At 38.0% G+C, this 22,905-nt stretch carries 19 protein-coding genes; 9 read left to right on the forward strand and 10 right to left on the reverse strand.

What is annotated here, in order from left to right; translation table 11 throughout:
* Positions 1–3: 3 nt before the first annotated feature.
* The 3 genes from ACR1PO_RS13345 (at position 4) to ACR1PO_RS13355 (ending at position 4,161) form a co-directional block, all read left to right on the forward strand.
* On the forward strand, positions 4–2,331 hold the full coding sequence (locus tag ACR1PO_RS13345) for a hypothetical protein (RefSeq protein ID WP_433987067.1): 2,328 nt from the start codon (positions 4–6) through the stop codon (positions 2,329–2,331).
* Positions 2,332–2,446: 115 nt separating this feature from the next.
* Positions 2,447–2,683, forward strand: a complete 237-nt coding sequence (locus ACR1PO_RS13350) for a hypothetical protein (protein WP_002980821.1) — start codon at positions 2,447–2,449, stop codon at positions 2,681–2,683.
* Between the two features lie 8 nt (positions 2,684–2,691).
* Positions 2,692–4,161, forward strand: a complete 1,470-nt coding sequence (locus ACR1PO_RS13355) for a M20/M25/M40 family metallo-hydrolase (protein WP_433987068.1) — start codon at positions 2,692–2,694, stop codon at positions 4,159–4,161.
* Between the two features lie 759 nt (positions 4,162–4,920).
* On the opposite strand, the gene ilvA is transcribed toward ACR1PO_RS13355, so the two are convergent.
* From ilvA to folP, 7 genes are all read right to left on the reverse strand, one after another.
* On the reverse strand, positions 4,921–6,183 hold the full coding sequence (ilvA, locus tag ACR1PO_RS13360; protein ID WP_433987069.1) for a threonine ammonia-lyase IlvA: 1,263 nt from the start codon (positions 6,181–6,183) through the stop codon (positions 4,921–4,923).
* Between the two features lie 10 nt (positions 6,184–6,193).
* Positions 6,194–7,240: a ketol-acid reductoisomerase gene (ilvC, locus tag ACR1PO_RS13365; protein ID WP_433987070.1), complete on the reverse strand. Its 1,047-nt coding sequence runs from the start codon at positions 7,238–7,240 to the stop codon at positions 6,194–6,196.
* 46 nt (positions 7,241–7,286) lie between these two features.
* Positions 7,287–7,568, reverse strand: coding sequence for an ACT domain-containing protein (locus tag ACR1PO_RS13370; protein WP_002980829.1), 282 nt, complete (start codon positions 7,566–7,568; stop codon positions 7,287–7,289).
* A 10-nt stretch (positions 7,569–7,578) separates the two neighbouring features.
* The gene (ilvB, locus tag ACR1PO_RS13375; RefSeq protein ID WP_433987071.1) at positions 7,579–9,303 is read right to left on the reverse strand and encodes a biosynthetic-type acetolactate synthase large subunit; all 1,725 of its coding nucleotides are present in this window, start codon (positions 9,301–9,303) and stop codon (positions 7,579–7,581) included.
* Between the two features lie 6 nt (positions 9,304–9,309).
* Positions 9,310–10,992 carry a dihydroxy-acid dehydratase gene (gene ilvD, locus ACR1PO_RS13380; protein WP_433987072.1) on the reverse strand — a complete coding sequence of 561 codons (1,683 nt, stop codon included), beginning with the start codon at positions 10,990–10,992 and terminating at the stop codon, positions 9,310–9,312.
* Positions 10,993–11,172: 180 nt separating this feature from the next.
* A complete protein-coding gene (gene ilvE, locus ACR1PO_RS13385; protein WP_433987073.1) occupies positions 11,173–12,045 on the reverse strand; it encodes a branched-chain-amino-acid transaminase in 873 nt (290 codons plus the stop codon).
* Between the two features lie 367 nt (positions 12,046–12,412).
* Positions 12,413–13,279: a dihydropteroate synthase gene (gene folP / locus ACR1PO_RS13390; RefSeq protein ID WP_491701020.1), complete on the reverse strand. Its 867-nt coding sequence runs from the start codon at positions 13,277–13,279 to the stop codon at positions 12,413–12,415.
* Positions 13,280–13,547: 268 nt separating this feature from the next.
* On the opposite strand from folP, the gene ACR1PO_RS13395 reads away from it, so the two are divergent.
* The 5 genes from ACR1PO_RS13395 to tpiA all read left to right on the forward strand — a co-directional run bounded on the left by ACR1PO_RS13395 (position 13,548) and on the right by tpiA (position 17,818).
* On the forward strand, positions 13,548–14,114 hold the full coding sequence (locus ACR1PO_RS13395) for a DUF1599 domain-containing protein (RefSeq protein ID WP_332389085.1): 567 nt from the start codon (positions 13,548–13,550) through the stop codon (positions 14,112–14,114).
* 1 nt (position 14,115) lies between these two features.
* Positions 14,116–15,225, forward strand: coding sequence for a BT_3928 family protein (locus ACR1PO_RS13400; protein ID WP_433987074.1), 1,110 nt, complete (start codon positions 14,116–14,118; stop codon positions 15,223–15,225).
* A gap of 102 nt (positions 15,226–15,327) precedes the next feature.
* Positions 15,328–15,675 (forward strand): TerB family tellurite resistance protein, encoded by a 348-nt coding sequence (locus tag ACR1PO_RS13405; protein WP_002980854.1) that lies wholly within the window; start codon positions 15,328–15,330, stop codon positions 15,673–15,675.
* A 105-nt stretch (positions 15,676–15,780) separates the two neighbouring features.
* Positions 15,781–17,055 carry an AbiH family protein gene (locus ACR1PO_RS13410; protein WP_433987075.1) on the forward strand — a complete coding sequence of 425 codons (1,275 nt, stop codon included), beginning with the start codon at positions 15,781–15,783 and terminating at the stop codon, positions 17,053–17,055.
* 4 nt (positions 17,056–17,059) lie between these two features.
* Positions 17,060–17,818, forward strand: a complete 759-nt coding sequence (tpiA, locus tag ACR1PO_RS13415; protein WP_433987076.1) for a triose-phosphate isomerase — start codon at positions 17,060–17,062, stop codon at positions 17,816–17,818.
* Between the two features lie 69 nt (positions 17,819–17,887).
* On the opposite strand, the gene ACR1PO_RS13420 is transcribed toward tpiA, so the two are convergent.
* The 3 genes from ACR1PO_RS13420 to dnaG form a co-directional block, all read right to left on the reverse strand.
* Complete coding sequence (locus ACR1PO_RS13420; RefSeq protein ID WP_433987077.1) at positions 17,888–19,156, reverse strand: esterase-like activity of phytase family protein; 1,269 nt, start codon at positions 19,154–19,156, stop codon at positions 17,888–17,890.
* Positions 19,157–19,487: 331 nt separating this feature from the next.
* Entirely contained in the window at positions 19,488–20,174 is a 687-nt protein-coding gene (gene clpP, locus ACR1PO_RS13425; protein WP_002980860.1) for an ATP-dependent Clp endopeptidase proteolytic subunit ClpP, read from the reverse strand.
* 111 nt (positions 20,175–20,285) lie between these two features.
* Positions 20,286–22,274 (reverse strand): DNA primase, encoded by a 1,989-nt coding sequence (gene dnaG / locus ACR1PO_RS13430; RefSeq protein ID WP_002980861.1) that lies wholly within the window; start codon positions 22,272–22,274, stop codon positions 20,286–20,288.
* 188 nt (positions 22,275–22,462) lie between these two features.
* On the opposite strand from dnaG, the gene tsaE reads away from it, so the two are divergent.
* Entirely contained in the window at positions 22,463–22,870 is a 408-nt protein-coding gene (gene tsaE, locus ACR1PO_RS13435; RefSeq protein WP_332389080.1) for a tRNA (adenosine(37)-N6)-threonylcarbamoyltransferase complex ATPase subunit type 1 TsaE, read from the forward strand.
* Positions 22,871–22,905 lie beyond the last annotated feature (35 nt).

Here is a 22,905-nt window from a genome sequence, read left to right on the forward strand (position 1 = left end):
GTTGTGGATGACGCCAGTCAAAAGCCTGTCTTTAAAGCTAAAGTATCCTGTGACAATACGGTTATCGGATATACCAATGAACAAGGTATCCTGGAATTTAAAACAGGATGTAAAAATATTGATATTGAAGCGGATTCTTATCAGAAAGAAAGCCTTACTGTAGAGAGCAGCATGGAAGTTTCCCTGCTGAAAAAAACATCCAGAACCACCAATATTGAAGCGGTGGTGATTGAAGATAAAAGTGATCCCAGGGCTTTGGAAATTCTAAAAAAAGTAAATAAGCTCTGGAAAGAAAACTCTCCGAAAAGCTTAGGTTCCTATTCTTACAAATCCTATGAAAAAATTTCCCTTGATATTGATGAGGACAGCCTTTCTCAGTTTAACCAGTATTTTAATGATCTAAATATTTTCAGGAAAAAAAGGGAAAAAGACTCTTTGAATAATATCACCGCAAGCAAAATCTTTTCAAAAAGTAAGCTGTTTCTCTGGGAAAGGGCTCAGGAGTTTTTATATTCCAAAAAATACGGTGAAAAAATCAATATTCTGGACAACAGAATTTCAGGTCTGAAGCAGCCTATTTACGAAATGATCGCCCTTCAGCAGAGTAACAGGGATGTTGTTCCCGAACAGGTAAAGCCGGAGAACAGAGGGCTATACAGATTCTTTCTTTCTGATACCGTTACCCTGGACGGAAGAAAAACCTTTGTGATCCGTTTCCGTGAAGTGAATTACAAAAAACCAGACAGAAAACGAAAATATAACGGTGCCATCTATGTGGATACTGAAACGTACGGAATCAAAAAAATCGAAAATTTCAGTAAAAATAAAAACGAAGGAATCATTACCAGCACCTGGGTATTTTACAATAACAAATGGTTTCTTGCCCACGAAAAAGCCAAGCTAAAAATGGGTAAAATGGCTATGGATGACAAAGTGCATGCAGATGATAAGAAAGACAAAAAAAGCTTTGGTACCTACGCTTTCCTCACTTCAAAATATTTTGATTTCGAATCTCCTATTGAAGAAGATCCCAAAGATTTCAAAGGCTACACTTTCTCGGTAAAAAATATTGACGGACAATCACTGGACCGCTACAGAACCGAAGCTCTTACTGAAAGAGAACAGAACACCTATAAAACTATTGACAGCTTAGGGAAAAAATATAAAATTGACAGCAAAGCACAGATCTTGTCAGGATTGCTGAACGGACAGATCAGAGTGGGTTCTGTAGATTTTGCAGTGGATGAAATTGTGAATTACAACTCTTATGAAGGATTCAGACTAGGTTTAAAAGCCAAGCTTAATGAGAATTTTGATCCGCATTTTTCACCGGATTATTATTTCGCCTACGGGGTAAAGGACAGAAGATGGAAATACGGAATGGGGCTGGATATGAAAACCACACTGGAAAAAAACTCTTTTTTCAGATTTGAGGTTTATGATGATGTAACGGCCTCAGGAGAGTTCAACCGAAAGCTATGGAATTTCAAAATGAGGATGATGAACTTCGGGAATAACCTTAATAACGACAAATACTTTCATTTTAAGGGAGCTACATTATCTTATATGAATGATGTCACCAACGGTCTAACCCTTGCCCTTGCCGTAAGAAGAAATACCGAAGAAGCAGAGTTCGATTATCAGTTCAGGGACAGAGGCACTTCATACAGAAACTTCAATACCCTGTTTACCCTGAAGTATTCTCCGAATTCAACCAATATTATGACGCCTCAGGGAAAATCCCTGATCGATCAGAAGTATCCTGAACTGTACTTCAACTATGAGCAGAGCTACAAATTACTACAGGGAGATTTTAATTATTCCCGTTTTGACGCCCTGTTTGTTCATAATTTCAAAACACCCATCGGAACTACTGGTTTCAGGCTGTACGGAGGAGTTGTTCTGGGAGGAGCTCCAATCTGGAAAAACTTTACGATGAACGGACTTGCTTCTCCGGGAAAAGACTTTAATTTTAACCTTACTTCTTACCTTGGGTTTGCCACCCTGGAGGGCGGAAAATATTATAATGATAAATTCGTAGCCTATTATTTCACTCACAAACTGCCCTGGTATTTAAAAAGCTTCGGACATAATATTTCCAGCTTTGATTTTGTCCTTAGAGGAACTATCGGGGATATGAAGCATCCGGAATACCATCAGTTTAAGTTCAGAAAGCTGGACCATCTTTATCAGGAAGTCGGTGTGGAATGGAGCAATTTTCTTTCCAGCTATTTCAATCTTGGGGTATTCTACAGAGTGGGTTATTATGCAACACCTCATTTCAAAGAAAATTTTGCTATTCAGTTTAAACTGAAGTTTCTGGAATTTTAATATTCCCGATCTTTACAGCAAAAATTATACATTATACATTATACATTATACATTATACATTATACATTATACATTATACATTATACATTATACATTATACATTATACTTAATATCATGCAGAAAATCGAGATCAAAGCAGAACAGTTTTTTGAATTATTAAAATTAAAAGACACTCCGATGTGGGAGATTTTCTCACAGATGATTGATGGAAATGAAAAAGAAATTATCTTTTTAGACAATGAAGAAAAGATTCTTTTTAATTATATTTTACCTTCCACACAGGAGAAGCTGGAAGAAGACAGGAAGGAATTTTCAAAGCAGTTTTCAGAGAAATTAGCTAACTTTAATTAAAAGTTTGTATGAATAAAAGTTATGTTTTCTGCCTGTTAAGCATTTTTCTGTTGACCCTTGGAAGTGCCCAGACCTATAAAAAACCATTGGTTTCCGCTATCAAAGAATCTGACCTCCGCACCGATATGTATCAGCTTGCTGCAGACCAGTTCTGGGGCCGTGAAGCAGGAACCCCGGACGAATTAAAGGTTTCCATGTGGCTTGCTGACAAAGCCAAAGAAGCAGGAATGAAACCTGCCGGAGATAACGGAACATTTTTCCAGTTCTTTGATATGTACAGACATCAGGTGATCCCGCAAAGCACTCTGAAAATCGGAGACAACAGTTTAAAATTATGGAAGGATTTCCTTGTTGCAGAACCAGTGAATGCTTCTGTAGACGCTGAAATTGTATATGCAGGAAACACAGAGCCTGAAGATCTTGCCAGACTGAATATCCAAGGAAAAGTTCTTGCAGTAAACGCATCCGGCAAAAATATTTCTAAGGATATGACCCTTTTTGTAAGAAGATATCCTGGATTTGTAAGAAATAAATATTACAATAAAGCTTCTGAACTGGGAGCCAAAGCCATTATCTTCATCACCGATGATATCTCCGAGCAAAGCTGGGTAGAAGTACTGCCTCAAATGACAAGAGGAAGCTACGGCGTGGAAGGATTAAGAGAAAAAATCACAAATAATATTCCTGTTTTGTGGATCAAAAGAGAAAATGCAGCTTGGGTAAAAAACAATCCGAAAGCATCTTTAAATCTGATCACTGAAACCTACAAATACCCTTCAGTAAATATTATCGGGAAAATAGAAGGTACAGATCCTGTTCTTAAAAACGAATATGTTTTGCTAAGCGGACATCAGGACCATGACGGCATCAGACATCCTGTAAAGAACGATACCATCTATAACGGTGCTGACGATAATGCAAGTACATGCGTTGCAATGTTGGCTATGGCAAGAGCTTATAAAAAGCAGCCGGGAAAAAGAAGCATTCTGTTTGTTTTTCATGGAGCCGAAGAGAGAGGGTTATTAGGATCGAGATGGCACGCAGCCCACCCTGTTGTTCCGAAAGAGAAAATTGTAGCTGTTCTGAATGGTGATATGATCGGAAGAAATGACAATAATGAAGCTGCTTTATTGGGAGGCAATGCTCCTCATAAAAATTCTGAAGAGCTCGTGAAAATGGCCGAAGAAGCCAATAATGAAAGTACAAAATTCAAATACCTGAAAGATTGGGATTCTCCAAGTCATGCTGAATATTTTTATTTCAGAAGTGATCATCTTCCGTATGCTAAAATCGGGATTCCGGCGATATTTTTCACCAGTGTACTGCACGACCAGTACCACACTCCGCAGGATGAATCTGAAAATATCAATTACAAAAAGCTTTATAAAATGACTGAGTGGATGTATAGAACATCCTGGAAAGTAGCTAATGAAACGGAACGCCCAAAAGTAATTGCGAATTTTTCACTTGAAAGATAATATATTAGATTTAAGAAGAATTTAAGTTGTAAGGAAAGTTAAGATTCAAATTCATTTGAATGATGCGTTCTGCTTATTCAATATCGAAAGAGATTTCCTTCATTATTCTTTTGTCTTGAAACAAAAGAATCAAAAATTCAAGACTCAGAAACTTCCGCTAAAAATGAAATCTGTTCTCTAAAAACTCTAAACTCGTGCGGAAACAGTCTATATTTAGAATCAAAGATTATCCCGTACTCAGGACAGTAGAGTTTTTTTAACGTTCACAGAATTCATTTTCTTAACGCTTCAGTTTCTTATGTCATTGACATTGTCAAAAAAACAAAAGCTTCACGGATTGTGAAGCTTTTTCATTTCATCATTGTGTTTTTAGAATCTGATTGGGTACAAATAATTTAATTTAAATATCATTTGGAACATTAAGAAGATTCAGATTGTAAGGAAAGTTAAGATTCAAATTCATTTGAATGATGCGTTCTGCTTATTCAATATCGAAAGAGATTTCCTTCATTATTCTTTTGTCTTGAAACAAAAGAATCAAAATTCAAGACTCAGAAACTTCCGCTAAAAATGAAATCTGTTCTCTAAAAACTCTAAACTCGTGCGGAAACAGTCTATATTTAGAATCAAAGATTATCCCGTACTCAGGACAGTAGAGTTTTTTTAACGTTCACAGAATTCATTTTCTTAACGCTTCAGTTTCTTATTTCGCTTTTTAATGTCATCAAAAAAATATTTCTCTTTTTCAATCTACTTTTTTTAAATCAGCAAATTCATCAGCGCAGGATCATTATTCAGATAGTTGACAAAGAAATCATATTCCTTCATCTTACTCATCAAAGGAGGAAAATCTCTGTTTTTTTTCAGCGCAATTCCCACAACTGCAATTCCTTTTTCTTTTGAATTTTTTTGGGTGTATTCAAAATAGGTAATATCATCATCCGGTCCCAGCACATCCATTACAAAAGTTTTTAATGCTCCGGGACGCTGCGGAAATCTTACCAAGAAATAATGTTTTAATCCTGCGTGCAGCAAGGCTTTTTCCTTGATTTCTTCCATACGGGTGATATCATTATTGCTTCCGCTGATAATACACACTACATTTTTACCTTTTATCTCTTCTTTATATTTGTCCAGTGCTGCTACTGAAAGCGCTCCGGCCGGTTCTACCACGATAGCATCCTTATTATACAGTGATAATATGGTTTCACACACTAATCCTTCATCTACTGTAGCCATATCATACAGGATATTTTTACAGCGCTCGAAAGTAATGTCTCCCACCTGCTGTACAGCTGCCCCGTCTACAAAACGGCTGATCTTTTCAAGAAGAACAGGTTTTCCCTTTTCAAGGGCTTTTTTCATGCTCGCAGCTGCTGAAGGTTCTACACCAATAATTTTTGTTTGCGGCGACAAATGCTGAAATACAGTGCATATTCCTGCTGCCAGTCCGCCGCCGCCTATCGGCACAAAAAGATAATCCACCATACCTTCCGCCTGTTCCAGGATTTCCAGCGCTGTTGTAGCCTGCCCTTCAATAATCGCCGGATCATCAAAAGGATGAATAAATACACTGTCATGCTCTTTGCAAAACCTCATCGCAGCGTCTTTAGATTCATCGAATGTATCTCCGAATAAAATAACATCAATGTATTCTCCACCAAACATCTTTACCTGTTCGAGCTTTTGTCCGGGGGTTGGCAAAGGCATAAAAATCGTTCCTTTCACTTTCATGGTATGGCATGCAAAGGCTACTCCCTGCGCATGATTTCCGGCACTGGCGCAAACGGCTCCTCTGGAAAGTTCTTCCTGTGACATGGTGGCCATTTTATTGTATGCACCCCTTATTTTATAGGATCTTACTCTTTGCAGGTCTTCCCTTTTAAAGCTGATGCTTGCTTCATAAATGGCTGACAAATTATTATTGACAGCCAAAGGTGTTTTTACCACTACATCTTTTAATCGTTCCTCCGCTTTATAGACATGCTCTAAAACGGAGGAACTTACTTCCTCTTTCATCATCTTTAAGTAATTAATTGTTTTCGGGTCTCAGGCTGCGCACTGTCTTACCGGCTTTCCACATTTCGCTTTCTCTCAGCTCAGTAAGTTCGGCTTCCAGTTTTTCACGATAATCCGGTTTGCTGTTGCTGTCAATCGAGCGTTGTGCTTCATTTCCTTTAGCTACGTTGTCATACAATTCTTCAAACAAGGGCGAAGTAGCATCTCTGAAACGTTTCCACCAGTCCAGTGCACCTCTCTGAGCGGTTGTGCTGCAGTTGGCATACATCCAGTCCATTCCGTTTTCTGCCACTAATGGCATTAAAGACTGCGTCAATTCTTCTACGGTTTCGTTAAAAGCTTCCGAAGGGCTATGCCCATTTTTTCTCAATACATCGTACTGAGCGGCAAATATTCCCTGTACAGCGCCCATCAGTGTACCCCGTTCTCCGGCAAGGTCACTGTATACTTCTTTTTTAAAGTCGGTTTCAAACAGATACCCGCTTCCTATTGCAATTCCCAATGCGGTTACTCTTTCTCTGGCTTTTCCTGTAGCATCCTGATATACGGCAAAACTGCTGTTCAGACCTCTGTCCTGCAGAAACATTCTTCTCAATGATGTTCCTGAACCTTTTGGTGCTACCAGAAAGACATCTACATCGGATGGAGGAACAATTCCTGTACGTTCGTTGAATGTAATCCCGAAGCCATGTGAAAAATACAGCGCTTTTCCAGGGGTAAGATGCTGTTTTACTTTTGGCCAGTATTCAATCTGTGCGGCATCACTCAGAAGATAGCAGATAATGGTACCTTTTTCCAGAGCCTCTTCGATTTCAAATAATGTTTCTCCCGGTACAAACCCGTCCGCTACTGCTTTATCCCATGATTTGGAGTTTTTTCTCTGCCCTACAATGACATTAATTCCGTTATCTTTCTGATTCAACGCCTGCCCTGGTCCCTGTACTCCATATCCAATGACTGCCACAACTTCGTTTTTTAATACTTCCTGGGCTTTTTCCAACGGAAATTCTTCTCTTGTTACTACATTCTCCTCTACTCCTCCAAAATTCAATTTTGCCATTTTTTTTGATTTTATTTATTACTGATTATGATGTTAATTTCTGAGCTTAGCTCGCGTGTTCTACTGCCGTCAGGTAAGGATTCCTATGATAATGCACTTCCAGAACGTCAACCTGCTTTTCCATCTGTCTGCTGATTTTCTGAACAGAATCTTCCGTTTCCCTGATCACAATGACAAACTTTTTTACTTTTTCCATTTCTGAAGGACCTACATTAAAGGTCACCATAGAAATTCTCCTTCTTGAAAAAATAGCATTGATACGGCTGATCAATCCTAAATAATCTTCTGTATACGCTGTAATGGTATATTCTTTATGATCTGTTTTCATCTTTTTATTTTTAAACTTTATTATTTAGTACAATCTCCGAAACACTTTTCCCCTGGGGAATCATCGGAAATACATTGTGTTCTTTTCCTGTCATCACTTCAAGAAGGAAAGCTCCTTCATGATCAAGCATTTCGCGGAGTGCCCACTTCAGATCTTCTCTTTCAGACACTCTGTTTCCCTGAATATTGTATCCTTTTGCCACCTGAACAAAATCAGGACTCTGAATATCTACTGAGGAATATCTTTCTTCGTGAAACAATTCCTGCCACTGTCTTACCATTCCCAGATAGCAATTATTAAGAATTAAAATTTTTACCTCAGGATGATACTGCATAATGGTTCCCAGCTCCTGGATATTCATCTGTGCTCCGCCATCACCCATCACTGCAATAACAGGCCGGCCGGTTTCCGCATAGGATGCTCCTATCGCAGCGGGAAGACAGAACCCCATCGTTCCCAGCCCTCCGCTTGTCACATTGGTACGGGAATGTTTGAAATGCGAGTAGCGGCATGTTGTCATCTGATGCTGTCCTACGTCTGTCACAATTATGGCTTCACCTTGTGTCATTTCATTCAGAGACCGGATCACTTCTCCCATGGTAATCTCTCCTTCATCAGGATAAAGTTCTGTATGAATCAGATTGATGCTTTCCACTTCATGGCATTTTTCAAATCTTTCATGCCAGGCATGATGTTCTCTTTTTGCAACCCTTTCCGTAAGAAGGGGAAGGGTATGTTTGCAGTTACCAAGAACCGGGACATCAACTTTTACGTTTTTATTGATCTCTGCTTTATCAATATCCAGATGAATAATTTTTGCCTGTTTTGCGTACTGATCCAATCTTCCTGTTACACGGTCGTCGAAACGCATTCCTACAGCAATCAGAACATCACATTCGTTGGTTAATATATTCGGGCCATAGTTTCCATGCATTCCTACCATTCCTACAGCCTGCGGATGATTGGTAGGGATGGCACTCATTCCTAAAACAGTCCATGCTACAGGAGCTCCTGTTTTTTCAGCAAATTCTAAAAATTCATTTTCCGATTTTCCCAGCATAATTCCCTGTCCTGCAATGATAAATGGTCTTTCAGCCTCATTTATTAACGATATTGCTTTTTCAATACTTTCAAAACATGGTTCGGGATCCGGTTTATAGCTTCTCAATGAATGGCATGGAGTATATCCTTTATAATCAACAGACTGTAGCTGGGCATTTTTAGTCACATCAATCAACACAGGACCGGGACGCCCTGACTTTGCAATATAAAATGCTTTTGCCAATACTCCGGGAAGCTCATTGGCATCAGTGACCTGATAATTCCATTTGGTAACAGGACTTGTAACGTTCATTACATCTATTTCCTGGAAGGCATCGGTCCCCAGAAGGTGTTCAAAAACCTGTCCTGTAATACAGACCAAAGGGGTGTTATCCAGCAACGCATCTGCTAATCCTGTTACAAGATTGGTTGCTCCGGGTCCGCTGGTTGCCAGCACTACCCCTACTTCTCCTGATACTCTTGCCAGCCCCTGTGCTGCATGTACTGCTGCCTGTTCATGGCGTACAAGAATATGCTCCAGTGTTTCCCTATAATCGTAAAGGGCATCATAAATAGGAATAATAGCTCCACCCGGATATCCGAAAACGGTTTTTATACCTTCCTGCAGAAATGCCTCGAGAATGATCCGGCTTCCGGTAAGTTGTATTTCTGTTGATAAATTCAGGTTTTCCATATACTTTTATTGAGTGATTTCGTCCGTTACACAGCCTTCTGCAGCCGATGATACTGTTAATGCATATTTATAAAGCAATCCTTTCTGTACTTTAAGAGGAGGTTTTTGCCATCCTTTTTTTCTTCTTTCTATTTCTTCTTCTGAAACTTTAAGCTGTATGGTGTTGTTTACCGCATCTATTTCGATCAGGTCATCATTATGTACAAAAGCAATAAGACCTCCTTCATGCGCTTCAGGTGTGATATGCCCTACTACAAAACCATGGGTTCCTCCACTGAAACGTCCATCTGTGATTAAAGCAACACTGCTTCCCAGACCGGCTCCTATCAATGCACTTGTTGGCTTCAGCATTTCCGGCATTCCGGGAGCCCCTTTCGGGCCTTCGTGGCGGATGACAATGACATCTCCGTGCTGTACGGTTCCATCCTGAATTCCTCTGATCAGATTTTTTTCGCCATCAAACACACGGGCTTTCCCTACAAAGCGCTCACCTTCTTTTCCTGTAATTTTAGCAACACTTCCTTTTTCCGCAAGATTTCCGTACAATATTCTCAAGTGTCCGGTAGCTTTTACAGGTTCTGAAAGTGGCTTTATAATTTTCTGAGTATTAAAATCCAATCCCGGAACATCTGCCAGATTTTCGGCTACTGTTTTTCCGGTAACGGTAAGGCAGTCTCCATGCAGTAATCCCTGTCCCAGTAAATATTTCATTACCGCCGGGGTTCCTCCATGTTCATGCAGATCCTGCATCAGGTATTTTCCACTCGGCTTCAGGTCTGCCAATACCGGAGTCTGATCGCTCATCTTCTGAAAATCATCCTGAGTAAGAGGCACCCCAACACTTTTCGCCATGGCAATAAAATGCAGAACAGCATTTGTACTTCCTCCCAAAATAACAATAAGGCGGAGTGCATTTTCAAATGCTTTGCGGGTCATGATATCTGAAGGTTTAATATCTTTTTCCAGTAGTACTTTCAGATATTTTCCTGCCTCAAGACATTCTTCCTGTTTTTCTTTGCTTAAGGCCGGGTTGGAAGAGGAATAAGGAAGACTCATTCCCAGTGCCTCTATAGCAGAAGCCATTGTATTGGCGGTATACATCCCTCCACATGCCCCAGCTCCGGGACAAGAGTTTTTCACCACTCCGTCAAAATCTTCTTCAGTGATTTCTCCTGCAATCTTTTTGCCCAACGCTTCAAAAGCAGAAACAATGTTAAGCGCTTCCCCTTTATAACAGCCTGGAGCAATAGTCCCCCCGTACACCATGATCGAAGGTCTGTTCAGTCTTCCCATTGCGATAATGGTTCCTGGCATATTCTTGTCACAGCCTGGCAGAGCGATCAGTCCGTCATAATATTGTGCACCGCAGATCGCTTCGATACTGTCTGCTATCACATCACGGCTTACCAGAGAATAGCGCATTCCGTCTGTTCCGTTGCTCATTCCGTCACTTACGCCGATGGTATTAAAAATCAGTCCGGCCAATCCGTGTTCCCATGTTCCCTTTTTTACTACCTGAGCAAGATCATTCAGGTGCATATTGCAGGTATTCCCGTCATAGCCCATACTGGCAATTCCGACCTGAGCCTTGTGCATATCTTCTTCTGTAAATCCTATCCCGTACAACATGGCTTTGGCGGCCGGCTGTTCACTGTTTTGCGTGAATGTTTTTGAATATTTATTTAACATATTTATCCTGCATTTTCTGTTCTTTTCTTCTCTTTAAACTGAACTTTTTTACTAAATTTTGATTCAAAACTACATTTTGTAATATTCTTTTCATTTCCGGTTTGTCTGAAAATTACAATATTCAATGATTTAAAAAAGACATTTACAATATTGATAATCAATAATTTAAATTCTAAAAATTTACAATGACAGAACTCTTACCAATTTTAAATATGCCTGCTGTACTCTTCTACTTGCAGTATCTTCCCAATTTCTGGTAAAAGGAACATCATCAAGTGAATCCAGAGCCACAATTTCTGCTGCCGTACCACAGAAAAAACCAGCATCTGCACCACGCATTTTCTCCGGTTTAAAGAAGGTTTCTTTTACCGGAATTTTAAGCTCACTACAAATCTCCATAACAGTTTGTCTTGTGATTCCCGGAAGGATACTTCCCTTAGCCGGTGTATACAAAACCCCGTCTTTTTCGTAGAAGACATTGGCTCCTGAACTTTCGGCAACATTTCCGTTTTCATCCAATACCAGTGCTTCATCATAACCTTTGTCTTTGGCATCCTGACAGGCTAATATTGAGTTTACATAGTGCCCTCCTACTTTAGCTTCAACCTTGAAAGCCTTAGGATTAGGACGTTGAAAAGGCGAGGTTATGATTTTCATTTTATCTGCCAGATATCCGTTATTCCATTCCCAGGCAAGAAGTGACAGGTAAGATTTCTGTCCTTTTGAAAGTGACATATTGGGAGAGCACGTAACCAATGGACGGATATAGGCGTCTGTAAACCCGTTACGTTCCAGCAGCTCATAGGTAAGATCTGTAAGCTGGTCTACAGAATAATCGAAGGGTATGTGCATCAGTTCTGCTGATCTTTTCAGTCTTTCATAATGTTCTTTTGCCTTGAAAATCCTGGTTCCGTGATCTGTGTTGTAAGATTTGATACCTTCAAAAACCGAATAGCCATAGTGTAAGGATTGTCCGTAAAGATCCGTTCCGGCATCTTTCGCTTTCATAAATTTTCCGTCAAAATAGATGGTCGTGTCGTCGTTGTAATACATGTTATAGAGATTAAAAAAAATTAACAAATGGGAATAAAAAAAGCCCTCTCACAGTGTGAGAGGGCTTAATATATGTACAGTCATACATCTTCCTTCTCACAGCCGCAAGGGAATAATAATGACGATAATAATTACTGATAATAACTGATACATACTCTGTATTCTAAAAATTAAAACAAAAAAAGCCGTTTCAAATATGAAACGGCCTATATATAATTTAAATTAAAATCTGTTTAAAATGCCGCTTCCTTACTGTTGTTAATGACAACAGCAATAATAGAAATGACAATAATATTTTTCTGATTCGTAAAATTCATACTGCAAATGTATAAACTTTTTAATAACCCACAAGTTTTTTTGACACTTTTTATTTTCTTTGCAAAAAACGGGTCAAAGTTTCCTTTGCCCGGGCTACATCATGAACCCTTACAATCTTTGCTCCCTGCTCCAACACTTTCATATGAAGTTTCTGGGTTTCTTCATTAATGTCCAAAGGGGATTTACCAAGAGGCTTATAAATAAATGACTTTCTGGAAATACCTATCAATAAAGGAAATCTGCCAAATCCAAGATATTCAACTTCGTCAATCATTTTCATCTGGTCTTCTACTGTTTTTCCGAAACCAAAACCGGGATCCAGAATGATATCGTTCACTCCTTTTTCTAAAAGTTCTTTTGTTTTTTGAGAAAAATACCGGTTAACTTCCAGCGTAATATCTTCAAATCTGGTTTTATCATGCATGGTTTCATAAGACGGATTCACATGCATCAGGATATAAGGAAGCTTTGTCTGAGCTGCGGTATCAAACATTTCTGCATCATACTGTCCACCGGAAATATCATTGATCAGATCAATCCCTTCATTGAATCCGAATTTCACTGTTTCCGCATAAAAAGTATCCAGGGAAACCAGGACTTCCGGAAACTCTTTTTTAATCAGAGAGATTATATTTCCGATCCTGTTGATCTCTTCTCCGGCGCTTAAAAATTCTGCGTTGGGACGCGTGGACTGCGGGCCGATATCCAGTACTTCAGCTCCTTCTTTCAATAGTTTTTCAGCATGTTCCAATGCTGATTTTTCATTATTGAATTTTCCGCCGTCAGAGAAAGAATCCGGGGTCAGGTTGAGAATTCCCATGATCTTTGGGGTGTCCAGCTGTATCAGACGCCCGTTGCAGTTGAGTGAGTACGTTGGAGCGTTGGAACGTTGGAGGGTTAGAGAGTTGGAGGACATGAGGTTAAGGTTTATAATTGATTGATGAATGATTTTGTACTGCAAAATTAGTGATTTATAGCTTTTAAGAGATAAATTGAGGCTGGAAGTTGGAAGTCAGGCCAGACACTCAAACATCTTTACTCTCAAAACACTCCCACTCTTACCGTATCCCATATCCTGTATCCCGAAACTAATCAAACAATCCAACCCTCCCACTCACAAACTCAGCTCATCAAATTCAAAAATCTGAAACCGAATTCGTATATTTGGAAGATTAAGAAAATTTATGCTAAAAACATCAGTACAGTTCGGGAAAGTTATCAGTCAGTGCCGTGATCTTTTCGGTAAAAAATTACAGGATTACGGAGCAGCATGGAGGGTTTTAAGACCAAGCTCCATTACAGATCAGATTTATATCAAAGTTAACAGGATCCGTACGCTGCAGATGACCGATAAAAAAATGGTGGATGAGAGTGAGGAGGATGAATTTATCGCAATTGTCAACTATTCTATTATTGGGCTTATTCAGCTTGAGAAGGGCCTTTCCAATGATTTCAATGAAAATAAGGAAGAAATTTTAAGTCTGTATGACAAATATGCCAATGAAGCAATGGCTTTGATGGAAAGAAAAAATCATGATTACGGTGAGGCATGGAGAGATATGAGAATTTCTTCGATCACGGATCTTATTTATCAGAAAGTATTAAGAACCAAGCAGATTGAAGATAATCAGGGACAGACCATCGTTTCGGAAGGGCTTGATGCCAACTATTTCGACATGCTGAATTATGCTGTCTTCTGCCTGATCAAGTTCTCGGAAAAAGAAAATCAATTCGAACCCAAAAATATTTAATATGATCAAAGGTATATTACGCTTTATTATTGCTGTTATTTTTATCCTTTCAGGCTTTGTGAAAGCTGTGGATCTGGTAGGTTTTTCTTTCAAAATGGAAGAATATTTCGCTCCTCCGGTTTTCAATATGCCATTTTTAGAAAAGTTTGCCCTGCTGTTTTCCATTATAGTAGTGGTAATGGAACTTTTCTTAGGATTCATGCTGCTGCTTAAACTAAAGCTTAAATTTACCTTATCCGTATTAATTGCCCTTTGTATTTTCTTTGGATTCCTTACTTTCTATTCGGCTTATTTTAATGTGGTCACAGACTGTGGCTGTTTTGGCGACGCCATCAAATTTACGCCTTGGCAAAGCTTTCTTAAGGATGTTGTGCTTCTTGTTGGGCTGATCATTTTATTCGTCCTGTATAGAAAAGAATTCCGTAAAAAAGATGCGTACGGAGCTACTTCAAAAGAGTCATCAAATACAGTAAAATATGTTCTGTTAACAGTATTTTCTCTGGGTATGATCTATGTTATGGCCCAGGGAATTATGCATGAACCGATCATTGATTTCCGTGATTATAAAATCGGAACAGACATCAAAGCTGAAAAAGCTAAAATTGACAAAAATCCTTCTGAGTACAAGACTTTTTATTCTCTTAAAAATCAGAAAACAGGGCAGGTCGTAAAAGTAAACCAGGATGATTATATCAAAAAAACAGAATACTGGGCAGAGGGTTCTCCATGGAAAATTGAGGATGGAAAAAATGAATCTGTTCTGATCAAGGAAGGATACAAGTCTGAAATTGTGAAATTCAAGATTGAAGATCCTACGGGAATGGATGTCACCAATGAAATCATTAATGCTCCCAAAGCTGTTCTGATTTTCTCCTATCATCCAAAAGATGTTCCGGCTGATCTGCTTCAGAAAGCAGAAGCAAAAGTCAATGCCCAGAAAGGGGCTCTTATCTATGGAATTTCCACAGAGCCTAACACTTTCAAAACTATCAGGAATGTATTGATGGATGGAACTGCTATTAAAACAATAGCGAGAAGCAATCCTTTTGTCCTGATCCTTGAAAACGGAAAAATTGTAGATAAACAGCCTGCCAAGGACTACGTTAACTAATGATGAATGATGAATTATAAATGATCTTTTTTGACGAAAGCTAATCGTGGATCTATTATCTATTATCAAATTTAAACACTAAACTTAAACATATAAAAGCACATGCAAAAATCAAATAAATCAATCGCCGGTTACCACTTATTAATGATCCTTTCTTCTGTAGACGGAGAATTTGCTCCTGAGGAAGGAATGCTGGTACAGCAATATCTGGCGGATGAATTTCCGTTCAGAATGAATCTTGACAACGAACTGGAAACCCTGGCTCTTTTACAGCCGGAAGAATGGAAAGATCATTTTGAATTCCATGCAAGATGTTTCCATGAAGATTCTACAGAAGACGAACGCAAAAAATTTGTTCAGTTTGCCAAATCTTTGATCAAAGCTGATAATAAGGTAACTGAAGAGGAACATACATTCTATGTTTTGCTGAAAAACCTTTGGGGATTATAGTATAAGATCAAAAATATCATGAAAAGAATTTATCCAGGAGTTTTAATGTATGCTTTCATGTTCGAATTAGAAGTAATTATTAAATAATTTTTAGATCAGAACTAGGTGGAAAAAGTTTTAATAATTGGTAACGGATTTGATTTAAGGCATTTTCTGCCTACTAAATACAATCATTTTATTTGTATTCTTAGAGAGATTGAAAGCAGTAACATTGTTTCTGATTTTAATTTTGAAAATTTATTTAGTAATCAGTTTCAGAGATATGATTCTTTTTTTTATGAAAAGATTAAAGAATTTTATACAGTAGATGATTTAAAATTTAAAAAAGATGATCTGAATAAAATTAAAACGAAGTTAGGACAAAATCTTTGGTATAAACATTTCAAATCAATTGATGATTCTCATATTGAAACTTGGATTGATTTTGAAACGGAAATAAATAGAGTCTTAGAAGATATAGTTAACTTGTTTGATAAATTAGATAATAAGATTAAAAATTCTAATAGCTCTTTTAATGGAATATATTATTATGATTACCGTTACAATTCTGAAGATCACTTTGATTCTTCTTTAACAAGAATCTTATTAACTAATCTAGAAATATTCTTACCTTCTTCTGATAGTGGAAGGTTTGATTTAAATGATGAATATTGTTTTAAAATTGGGAATGAAGTTCAAATAATTCATAAAAATAGAATATTGAATAATCTTTATTATTCCTTACAAGAATTTACAGGGATTTTTAATGATTATTTTTATTCAATAGTATCAAAATTTTATGAAAAATTCCGTGAAGAAAAAAAAGATAAATTTTTAAAACATCATGATATAAATTTACTTGATTCCATTGATAAAATTTATTCATTTAATTACACTAAAACTGTTGAAAAATTATATTCAAACAAGGAGATTGATTACTTACATGGCCAAGTAATTGAAGATTGGAATGATTTAGATGATTTAAAAATTGTACTAGGAGTAGATGATTTAGACCAAAATCTCAAAAAACATAAACTATTTAATTTTACAAAATATTTTCAAAAGCTTCATAAACAAACTGATTTCCAATTTTTACATGATATTGGAGAGATTTCCTCTCATACATTTTATTTTTGGGGACACTCTCTTGATATCTCAGATAAGGAATACATTAGAGAAGTTTTTGATCAATTGGATCAATCCAAAAGTAAAATTTTCGCTCCCTACATAATAGATACAAAAATTATAATTTTTTATCATTCTATTTCATCCAAAGCCGACTTACTAAATAATCTTTTAAGTATAATAGGAAAAGATGAAATAGAAGGTTTAATGAAACAAAAAAGACTTACTTTCGTACAAGCAACAGAAGATAATTTATTTAATGTAATAAACAATTAAAACTATGAGAAGAAAAATAGTTGCAGGCAACTGGAAAATGAACAAAATTGTAATTGATGCACAACAATTAATGATTCAGTTACTAAGCTATAAAAATAATAACGCTACCAACTGTGAAGTTTGGATCGCTCCCCCTTCATTATATCTGATGATGGCCAAAGATATTTTTGAAAAGGATGAGATCGGTGTATTTTCTCAGGATATGAGCGAGCATGAAAGCGGTGCTTATACCGGTGAAATTTCTGCAGATATGCTGGAATCTATTGATGCTACAGGTTCATTGATCGGGCATTCTGAAAGAAGACAATACCACGGAGAAACTGATTCTCACTGTAACAGAAAAATCAAACTGGCTCTTGATAAAGGTCTTATTCCTGTTTACTGTAACGGAGAGACTCTTGAGCAGAGAAAAGCAGGGCAGCACCTGGAAGTCGTAAAAAATCAGACTGAAGTGGCACTTTTCACGCTTTCTGCTGAAGAAATTAAAAAAGTGGTGATTGCTTACGAACCGGTTTGGGCTATCGGAACGGGAGAAACGGCAAGCCCGGAGCAGGCTCAGGAAATCCACGCTCACATCAGAAACATTATTGCAGCAAAATACGGACAGGAAGTTGCTGATGAAGTTTCAATCCTTTATGGAGGATCTGTAAAACCGGACAACGCAAAAGAAATTTTCTCTCAGCCGGACATCGACGGAGGTCTGATTGGAGGAGCTGCTTTGAAACTGGAAGACTTCTCTAAAATTATTGAAGCTTTTAACTAAAATTTCATTGATCTAAAAATAAAAACGGCGGAATCTCTGATTCCGCCGTTTTCTTTAAAAAAAATCTAATTATTGAATATCGACTACATACATAGTTCCTTTGTCTACTTTACCTGTTTTAGGTAAAATTTTGGCTTTAGGGTTTCCGTTTCCATCATCCACCACTCCGAAATCATCATCATTGAAAACAGCCAGTTTATTGTTTCCTAAATAAACGATTCCCTCAAATTTATCATGCTCATAGCCCAGTTTTGCTACCAGATCCACTGCCAATGTTTTGGTAACAGCCTTTATTCCGGCATTCGTAATTTCATCCCATGAGCATTGCTCCAAAGCTTTTCCGTTAACTTTCATTCCGTCAACGGCGTTAATATCTGCACCGTTTACATCTGTTGCGTTACTCAGATTGATTCTGTAGACTTTTTTAACGCCTCCCTGAGATCCGAAATTTCCATCTCTTTCAATGACTAAGAATTCACTGTTACTTATTGCTGTGATATCACAAACCGAGTCAGAAGCACCACCATCCTGTCTGTATAAAAACTGCCTGGTCTGTCCTGTTATAATATCGAAAGTTACGATTCTTGTTAAAGTAGTATTGGTTGCCAACGCTTTGCTGGGTACATACATCATAGACTGTATGGTTCCTACCAGTGTTCTGCCGTCCGGAGATATACAAAGTCCCTCCATCCCTCTGTTAGCTCTTCTTTTTGCTAAAACAGCAGGCAGTTTTCTTGGTCCTGTATTTACACCAACCGGACTTATTCTTTCCATTTCAATTCCATCTGCACTGTAATGTACAATGTGTGGTCCGTATTCATCAGAAACCCAGAATGTTCCGTCAGCTGCTGCCACAATACTTTCGCTGTCAAGACCGTACTGATCAGTACCTAAAACATTTCCGGAAGCATCATATGCAGTCTCTCCTGTACTCCCCATTCCTGCAGGATTTGGAAGCCCTGTAATAGGCTGCCCGGAAGGATTTTTAAGCTTGATATATTTAATCACCTCAACATTTCCGTCTGCATTGATTTTAAAATGCATAATGGTTGGGGTAAAGTTAGGGGCAAGGAATTTTTTCCCGTTCTGGAAATCAGTATTAGGACCTCTGTCTGTAATGACATAAAATTCACCTTTTCTTGTAGGATGGGCGGCTGCTCCGGAACCAAATCCGCCATTGATAACATCTACTCCGTTTATCGTAGCCAGCTTTGTAAATGGAAATTCCTGAGGCAGCTTTGAATAATTAATGTCCTGATTAATTATTGTTGTATCATCGTCACTTTTACATGATGCCAATACTGCCAGCACTACAGCAGACCATAGTAATTTTTTCATATTCACTTTTATGGCAGCGAAAGTATAAATTGATTGTAAACTGATCTTGAATGTAATAATAATTGTATTTTAACAATGTTGAGTGGTTGCCAGCTTTAAAGTCACCCCGTCAAAAATTCTTTGAATTTTCGCCACCCTCCAAAGGATGGGAATTCTTGCTTCTTCAGCTGAGAATATGGTCTGGATTGTAGATTTTTTCTGATGTATTTCTTCATGAGTGATTGTGACTGGGTTCCTCCAGACATTATACTATTAGAAATCTTAAAATATAATCAAACAAAAAACCGCACCAGACTAGACTGGTGCGGCTTCTTATGATTTTTAAAATCAATTATTTTTTCTCTGTAGATCTTTGTAAAACCTCATCTACCATTCCGTAGCCTTTTGCTTCTTCAGAAGTCATCCAGTAATCTCTGTCAGAAGATTTTTCTACCCACTCATAGGTTTGTCCCGAGTGATGAGCGATGATCTCATAGAGCTCCTGCTTCAGTTTCAACATCTCTCTTAAGTTGATCTCCATGTCAGAAGCAACCCCCTGGGCACCTCCTGAAGGCTGGTGAATCATTACTCTTGAGTGCTTAAGTGCAGAACGTTTTCCTTTTTCTCCGGCAACCAGTAATACAGCCCCCATTGAAGCAGCCATACCTGTACAGATTGTTGCTACGTCAGGTTTGATGATCTGCATCGTGTCATAAATACCTAAACCTGCATAAACACTACCACCAGGAGAGTTGATATAGATCTGAATGTCTTTTGATGGGTCAGCACTTTCCAGGAATAAAAGCTGAGCCGTAACGATGTTGGCAACCTGGTCATCAATACCTGTTCCCAGGAAGATAATTCTGTCCATCATCAGACGGGAAAAAACGTCCATCTGGGCAACGTTTAATCTTCTTTCTTCCATGATGTACGGAGTAAGATTCGTTGGTCCATACATTCCCATATACTGATCGGTTACCAAACCGCTGTTTCCTAAATGTTTTACAGAGAAGTCTCTGAATTCCTTTTTAATGTCCATATTTCTATTATGTATTATTTTAAAATATTATCGAAGTTTAAATTACAATATTTATTCCTAAAATTTTATAGGACTTTTTGTCACAGCCTTCCAAAAAAATCTGACTTTAAACTATCTCTTTCTATCTACATAAATCCCTTTGATAGGTGAATATTCGATGATATTACTCAACCGGATGGAAGCCTGCTTCAGCAAAGTGATCTTTTTGATCAGCTCGTAATACTTTATTTCATCCGTATTGCTGTACTGATCAAGTTCTTTGGCTGTTTCTTTGATCAGATAATCAATATATCTGTATTTATGTAATAAAATATCCCCTTTGATCTGATCTGCCACTTTATCTCCGTAATTGGGAGGATAAATATTTCTGGAAGCCCAGTTTTCAAGCTCATCCAGCGGAATCAGAGCATCCACAACTTTCGTGGTAATCTCTTCATCCATAAAAGATACAAAAAAGTTTCCACTTCTCAGCTCATCCTTTTGAATTCCTTCCCTCACCTGATTGATAATGATCTCATTTTCTTTGACTAAAAATGTATACTGCTCTTCTTCGAAATGGTGAAGAATTTCTTCAATAACGGTAATCTGATATTCCTCATTCTGCTCATTTCTCCTTTTCAGGATAATGTCTCCGAACATCAGCATATGATCCACCAATTTGTTCTCCATGAATAAGACATCATACAGAAAAGGATCTTCTTTTTCCTGATCAAGAGGAACAATCTCCATCTTCGGAGCTGCTGCTTTTTCCTTTTGCTGCTGTTGAACATGATGCGTCTGATTCTGCGTGATCTGCTTCTGAACATCCAATTCATTGAAAAGACTCTGCTCGGAAAGTCCGAATTTATTGGAAACCTCTTTAAGATACACTTCTCTTTTCAGGGCATTCTGTACAAAGGAAACCGATTTTACAATATCCCTTATCGCCTCAGCCTTTTTGATAGGATCGTTTCCTATATCTTTTAACAGAATTTCCGCTTTAAAGTCGATGAAATCCATCGCTTCATTTTCGATATACTTTTCAACGTATTCCTGCGGATGTTTTCTGGCGAATGAATCCGGGTCATCTCCATCAGGGAAAAGCAATACACGGATATTCATTCCTTCTGTCAGAAGCATATCAATACTTCGGAAACTGGCTTTAATACCGGCATTATCTCCGTCAAAAAGAATCGTTACATTTTCTGTAAGTCTCTTAATGAGTTTAATCTGCTCAGTAGTTAAGGATGTTCCGGAACTTGCCACAACATTTTCAATTCCTGACATGTGAAGTGAAATCACATCCATATATCCTTCCACCAAAAGACAGGCATTCTTCCTTGAAATAGCCTGCTTGCTCTGGTTTAATCCATAAAGGACATTTGATTTATGGTAGATCTCCGTTTCCGGTGAATTGAGGTATTTCGCTGTTTTGACATTATTTTTAAGGATCCTTGCCCCAAAACCCAATACTCTTCCGGAAAAACTGTGAATCGGGAAAATGACCCTTTCCCTGAAACGGTCTACCCCTGCAGGAGTATTTTCCGGGAAAATAGAAAGTCCGGACTTTTCAAGAATTTCTTTAGTGTATCCCTTTTCCAGCGCATATGCCGTAAAGGCATTCTTTTTCTCAGGAGAATATCCGAGCTGGAATTTTTTAATAATGTCATCCCGGAGTTCTCTCTCTTTAAAGTAAGAAAGTCCTATGCTCCTGCCTTCCTGATCATCCCAAAGAATCTCCTGAAAATAAGTATTGGCAACTTCGTGGATTTTATACAGCAGATCTTTTTCTGTCTGGGCATTTTTTGCTTCCTCAGAAATGTCACGCTGATCTTCTTCAATTTCAATTCCGTATTTTTTTGCAGCGTGGCGGAGTGCCTCAGGATACGTAAAGTTTTCAATTTCCATCAGGAAAGAGATGGCCGTTCCTCCTTTTCCTGTAGAGAAATCTTTCCAGATCTGCTTACTCGCAGAAACTACAAAACTGGGTGTTTTTTCATCGTGAAACGGACTGAGTCCTTTGTAGTTAGACCCTGCCCTTTTCAACTGCACATACTCACCCACAATCTCTTCAACGCGGATGGTGGAGAATATTTTATCAATGGTCTGTTTGGAAATCATGCTGTAAAATTAAGTAATTTATGGTGAAGTTGGAACAGGCTGAGAATTTCAGGATTCGGGATTCGAGTTTGAGAGTGGGTACGGAATGTACTGTTTATAACTTCCATCTTCAGGCTTCTATCTTCCAGCCTTTAAATTTCTGGCTTAAACAAGTCATAATTCATTATTTTTGCAAAACAAATCAATATATGCAGTTCACTATCAATACAATCGAAGACTGGCAGGAAGTTGTTGACAGCATCATTCCTCAATTACAACATAATATTCTTTTATTAAAAGGAAATCTGGGAGCGGGTAAAACAACATTCACTCAGTTTCTGCTTAAAAATATGGGCAGCAAAGATGAAGTAAACTCCCCTACTTACTCTATTGTAAATGAATATAGTACAGAAAAAGGAAAAGTATATCATTTTGACCTTTATCGTCTGAAAAACATTGAAGAAGTGTATGATATCGGCATTGAAGAATACCTGGACAATTCCTTTTTATGCATTATCGAATGGCCGGAAGTGTATGAAGAAGAGCTTTACGGGCTCAACTACCACACAATGAGCATTGTGAACACGGGTGAAAACAGAGAAATTTCATTCGATTAAATATTATGTATCTTTGCTTCTTAATTGAGTGTAAA

Origin of the sequence: Chryseobacterium amylolyticum (assembly GCF_051011775.1) — a bacterium.
Taxonomy (GTDB): Bacteria; Bacteroidota; Bacteroidia; order Flavobacteriales; family Weeksellaceae; genus Chryseobacterium.

Bases quoted from the DNA above. Each gene is read 5' to 3' on its own strand.
- ilvC (WP_433987070.1), bottom strand. From the start codon at position 7,240: ATGGCAAAATTGAATTTTGGAGGAGTAGAGGAGAATGTAGTAACAAGA.
- ilvD (WP_433987072.1), bottom strand. From the start codon at position 10,992: ATGTTAAATAAATATTCAAAAACATTCACGCAAAACAGTGAACAGCCG.
- tpiA (WP_433987076.1), top strand. From the start codon at position 17,060: ATGAGAAGAAAAATAGTTGCAGGCAACTGGAAAATGAACAAAATTGTA.
- ACR1PO_RS13405 (WP_002980854.1), top strand. From the start codon at position 15,328: ATGCAAAAATCAAATAAATCAATCGCCGGTTACCACTTATTAATGATC.
- tsaE (WP_332389080.1), top strand. From the start codon at position 22,463: ATGCAGTTCACTATCAATACAATCGAAGACTGGCAGGAAGTTGTTGAC.
- ACR1PO_RS13355 (WP_433987068.1), top strand. From the start codon at position 2,692: ATGAATAAAAGTTATGTTTTCTGCCTGTTAAGCATTTTTCTGTTGACC.
- ACR1PO_RS13395 (WP_332389085.1), top strand. From the start codon at position 13,548: ATGCTAAAAACATCAGTACAGTTCGGGAAAGTTATCAGTCAGTGCCGT.
- ilvB (WP_433987071.1), bottom strand. From the start codon at position 9,303: ATGGAAAACCTGAATTTATCAACAGAAATACAACTTACCGGAAGCCGG.
- folP (WP_491701020.1), bottom strand. From the start codon at position 13,279: ATGTCCTCCAACTCTCTAACCCTCCAACGTTCCAACGCTCCAACGTAC.
- ilvA (WP_433987069.1), bottom strand. From the start codon at position 6,183: ATGATGAAAGAGGAAGTAAGTTCCTCCGTTTTAGAGCATGTCTATAAA.
- ACR1PO_RS13400 (WP_433987074.1), top strand. From the start codon at position 14,116: ATGATCAAAGGTATATTACGCTTTATTATTGCTGTTATTTTTATCCTT.
- ACR1PO_RS13420 (WP_433987077.1), bottom strand. From the start codon at position 19,156: ATGAAAAAATTACTATGGTCTGCTGTAGTGCTGGCAGTATTGGCATCA.
- dnaG (WP_002980861.1), bottom strand. From the start codon at position 22,274: ATGATTTCCAAACAGACCATTGATAAAATATTCTCCACCATCCGCGTT.
- ACR1PO_RS13350 (WP_002980821.1), top strand. From the start codon at position 2,447: ATGCAGAAAATCGAGATCAAAGCAGAACAGTTTTTTGAATTATTAAAA.
- clpP (WP_002980860.1), bottom strand. From the start codon at position 20,174: ATGGACATTAAAAAGGAATTCAGAGACTTCTCTGTAAAACATTTAGGA.
- ACR1PO_RS13370 (WP_002980829.1), bottom strand. From the start codon at position 7,568: ATGAAAACAGATCATAAAGAATATACCATTACAGCGTATACAGAAGAT.
- ilvE (WP_433987073.1), bottom strand. From the start codon at position 12,045: ATGTATTACAACGACGACACGACCATCTATTTTGACGGAAAATTTATG.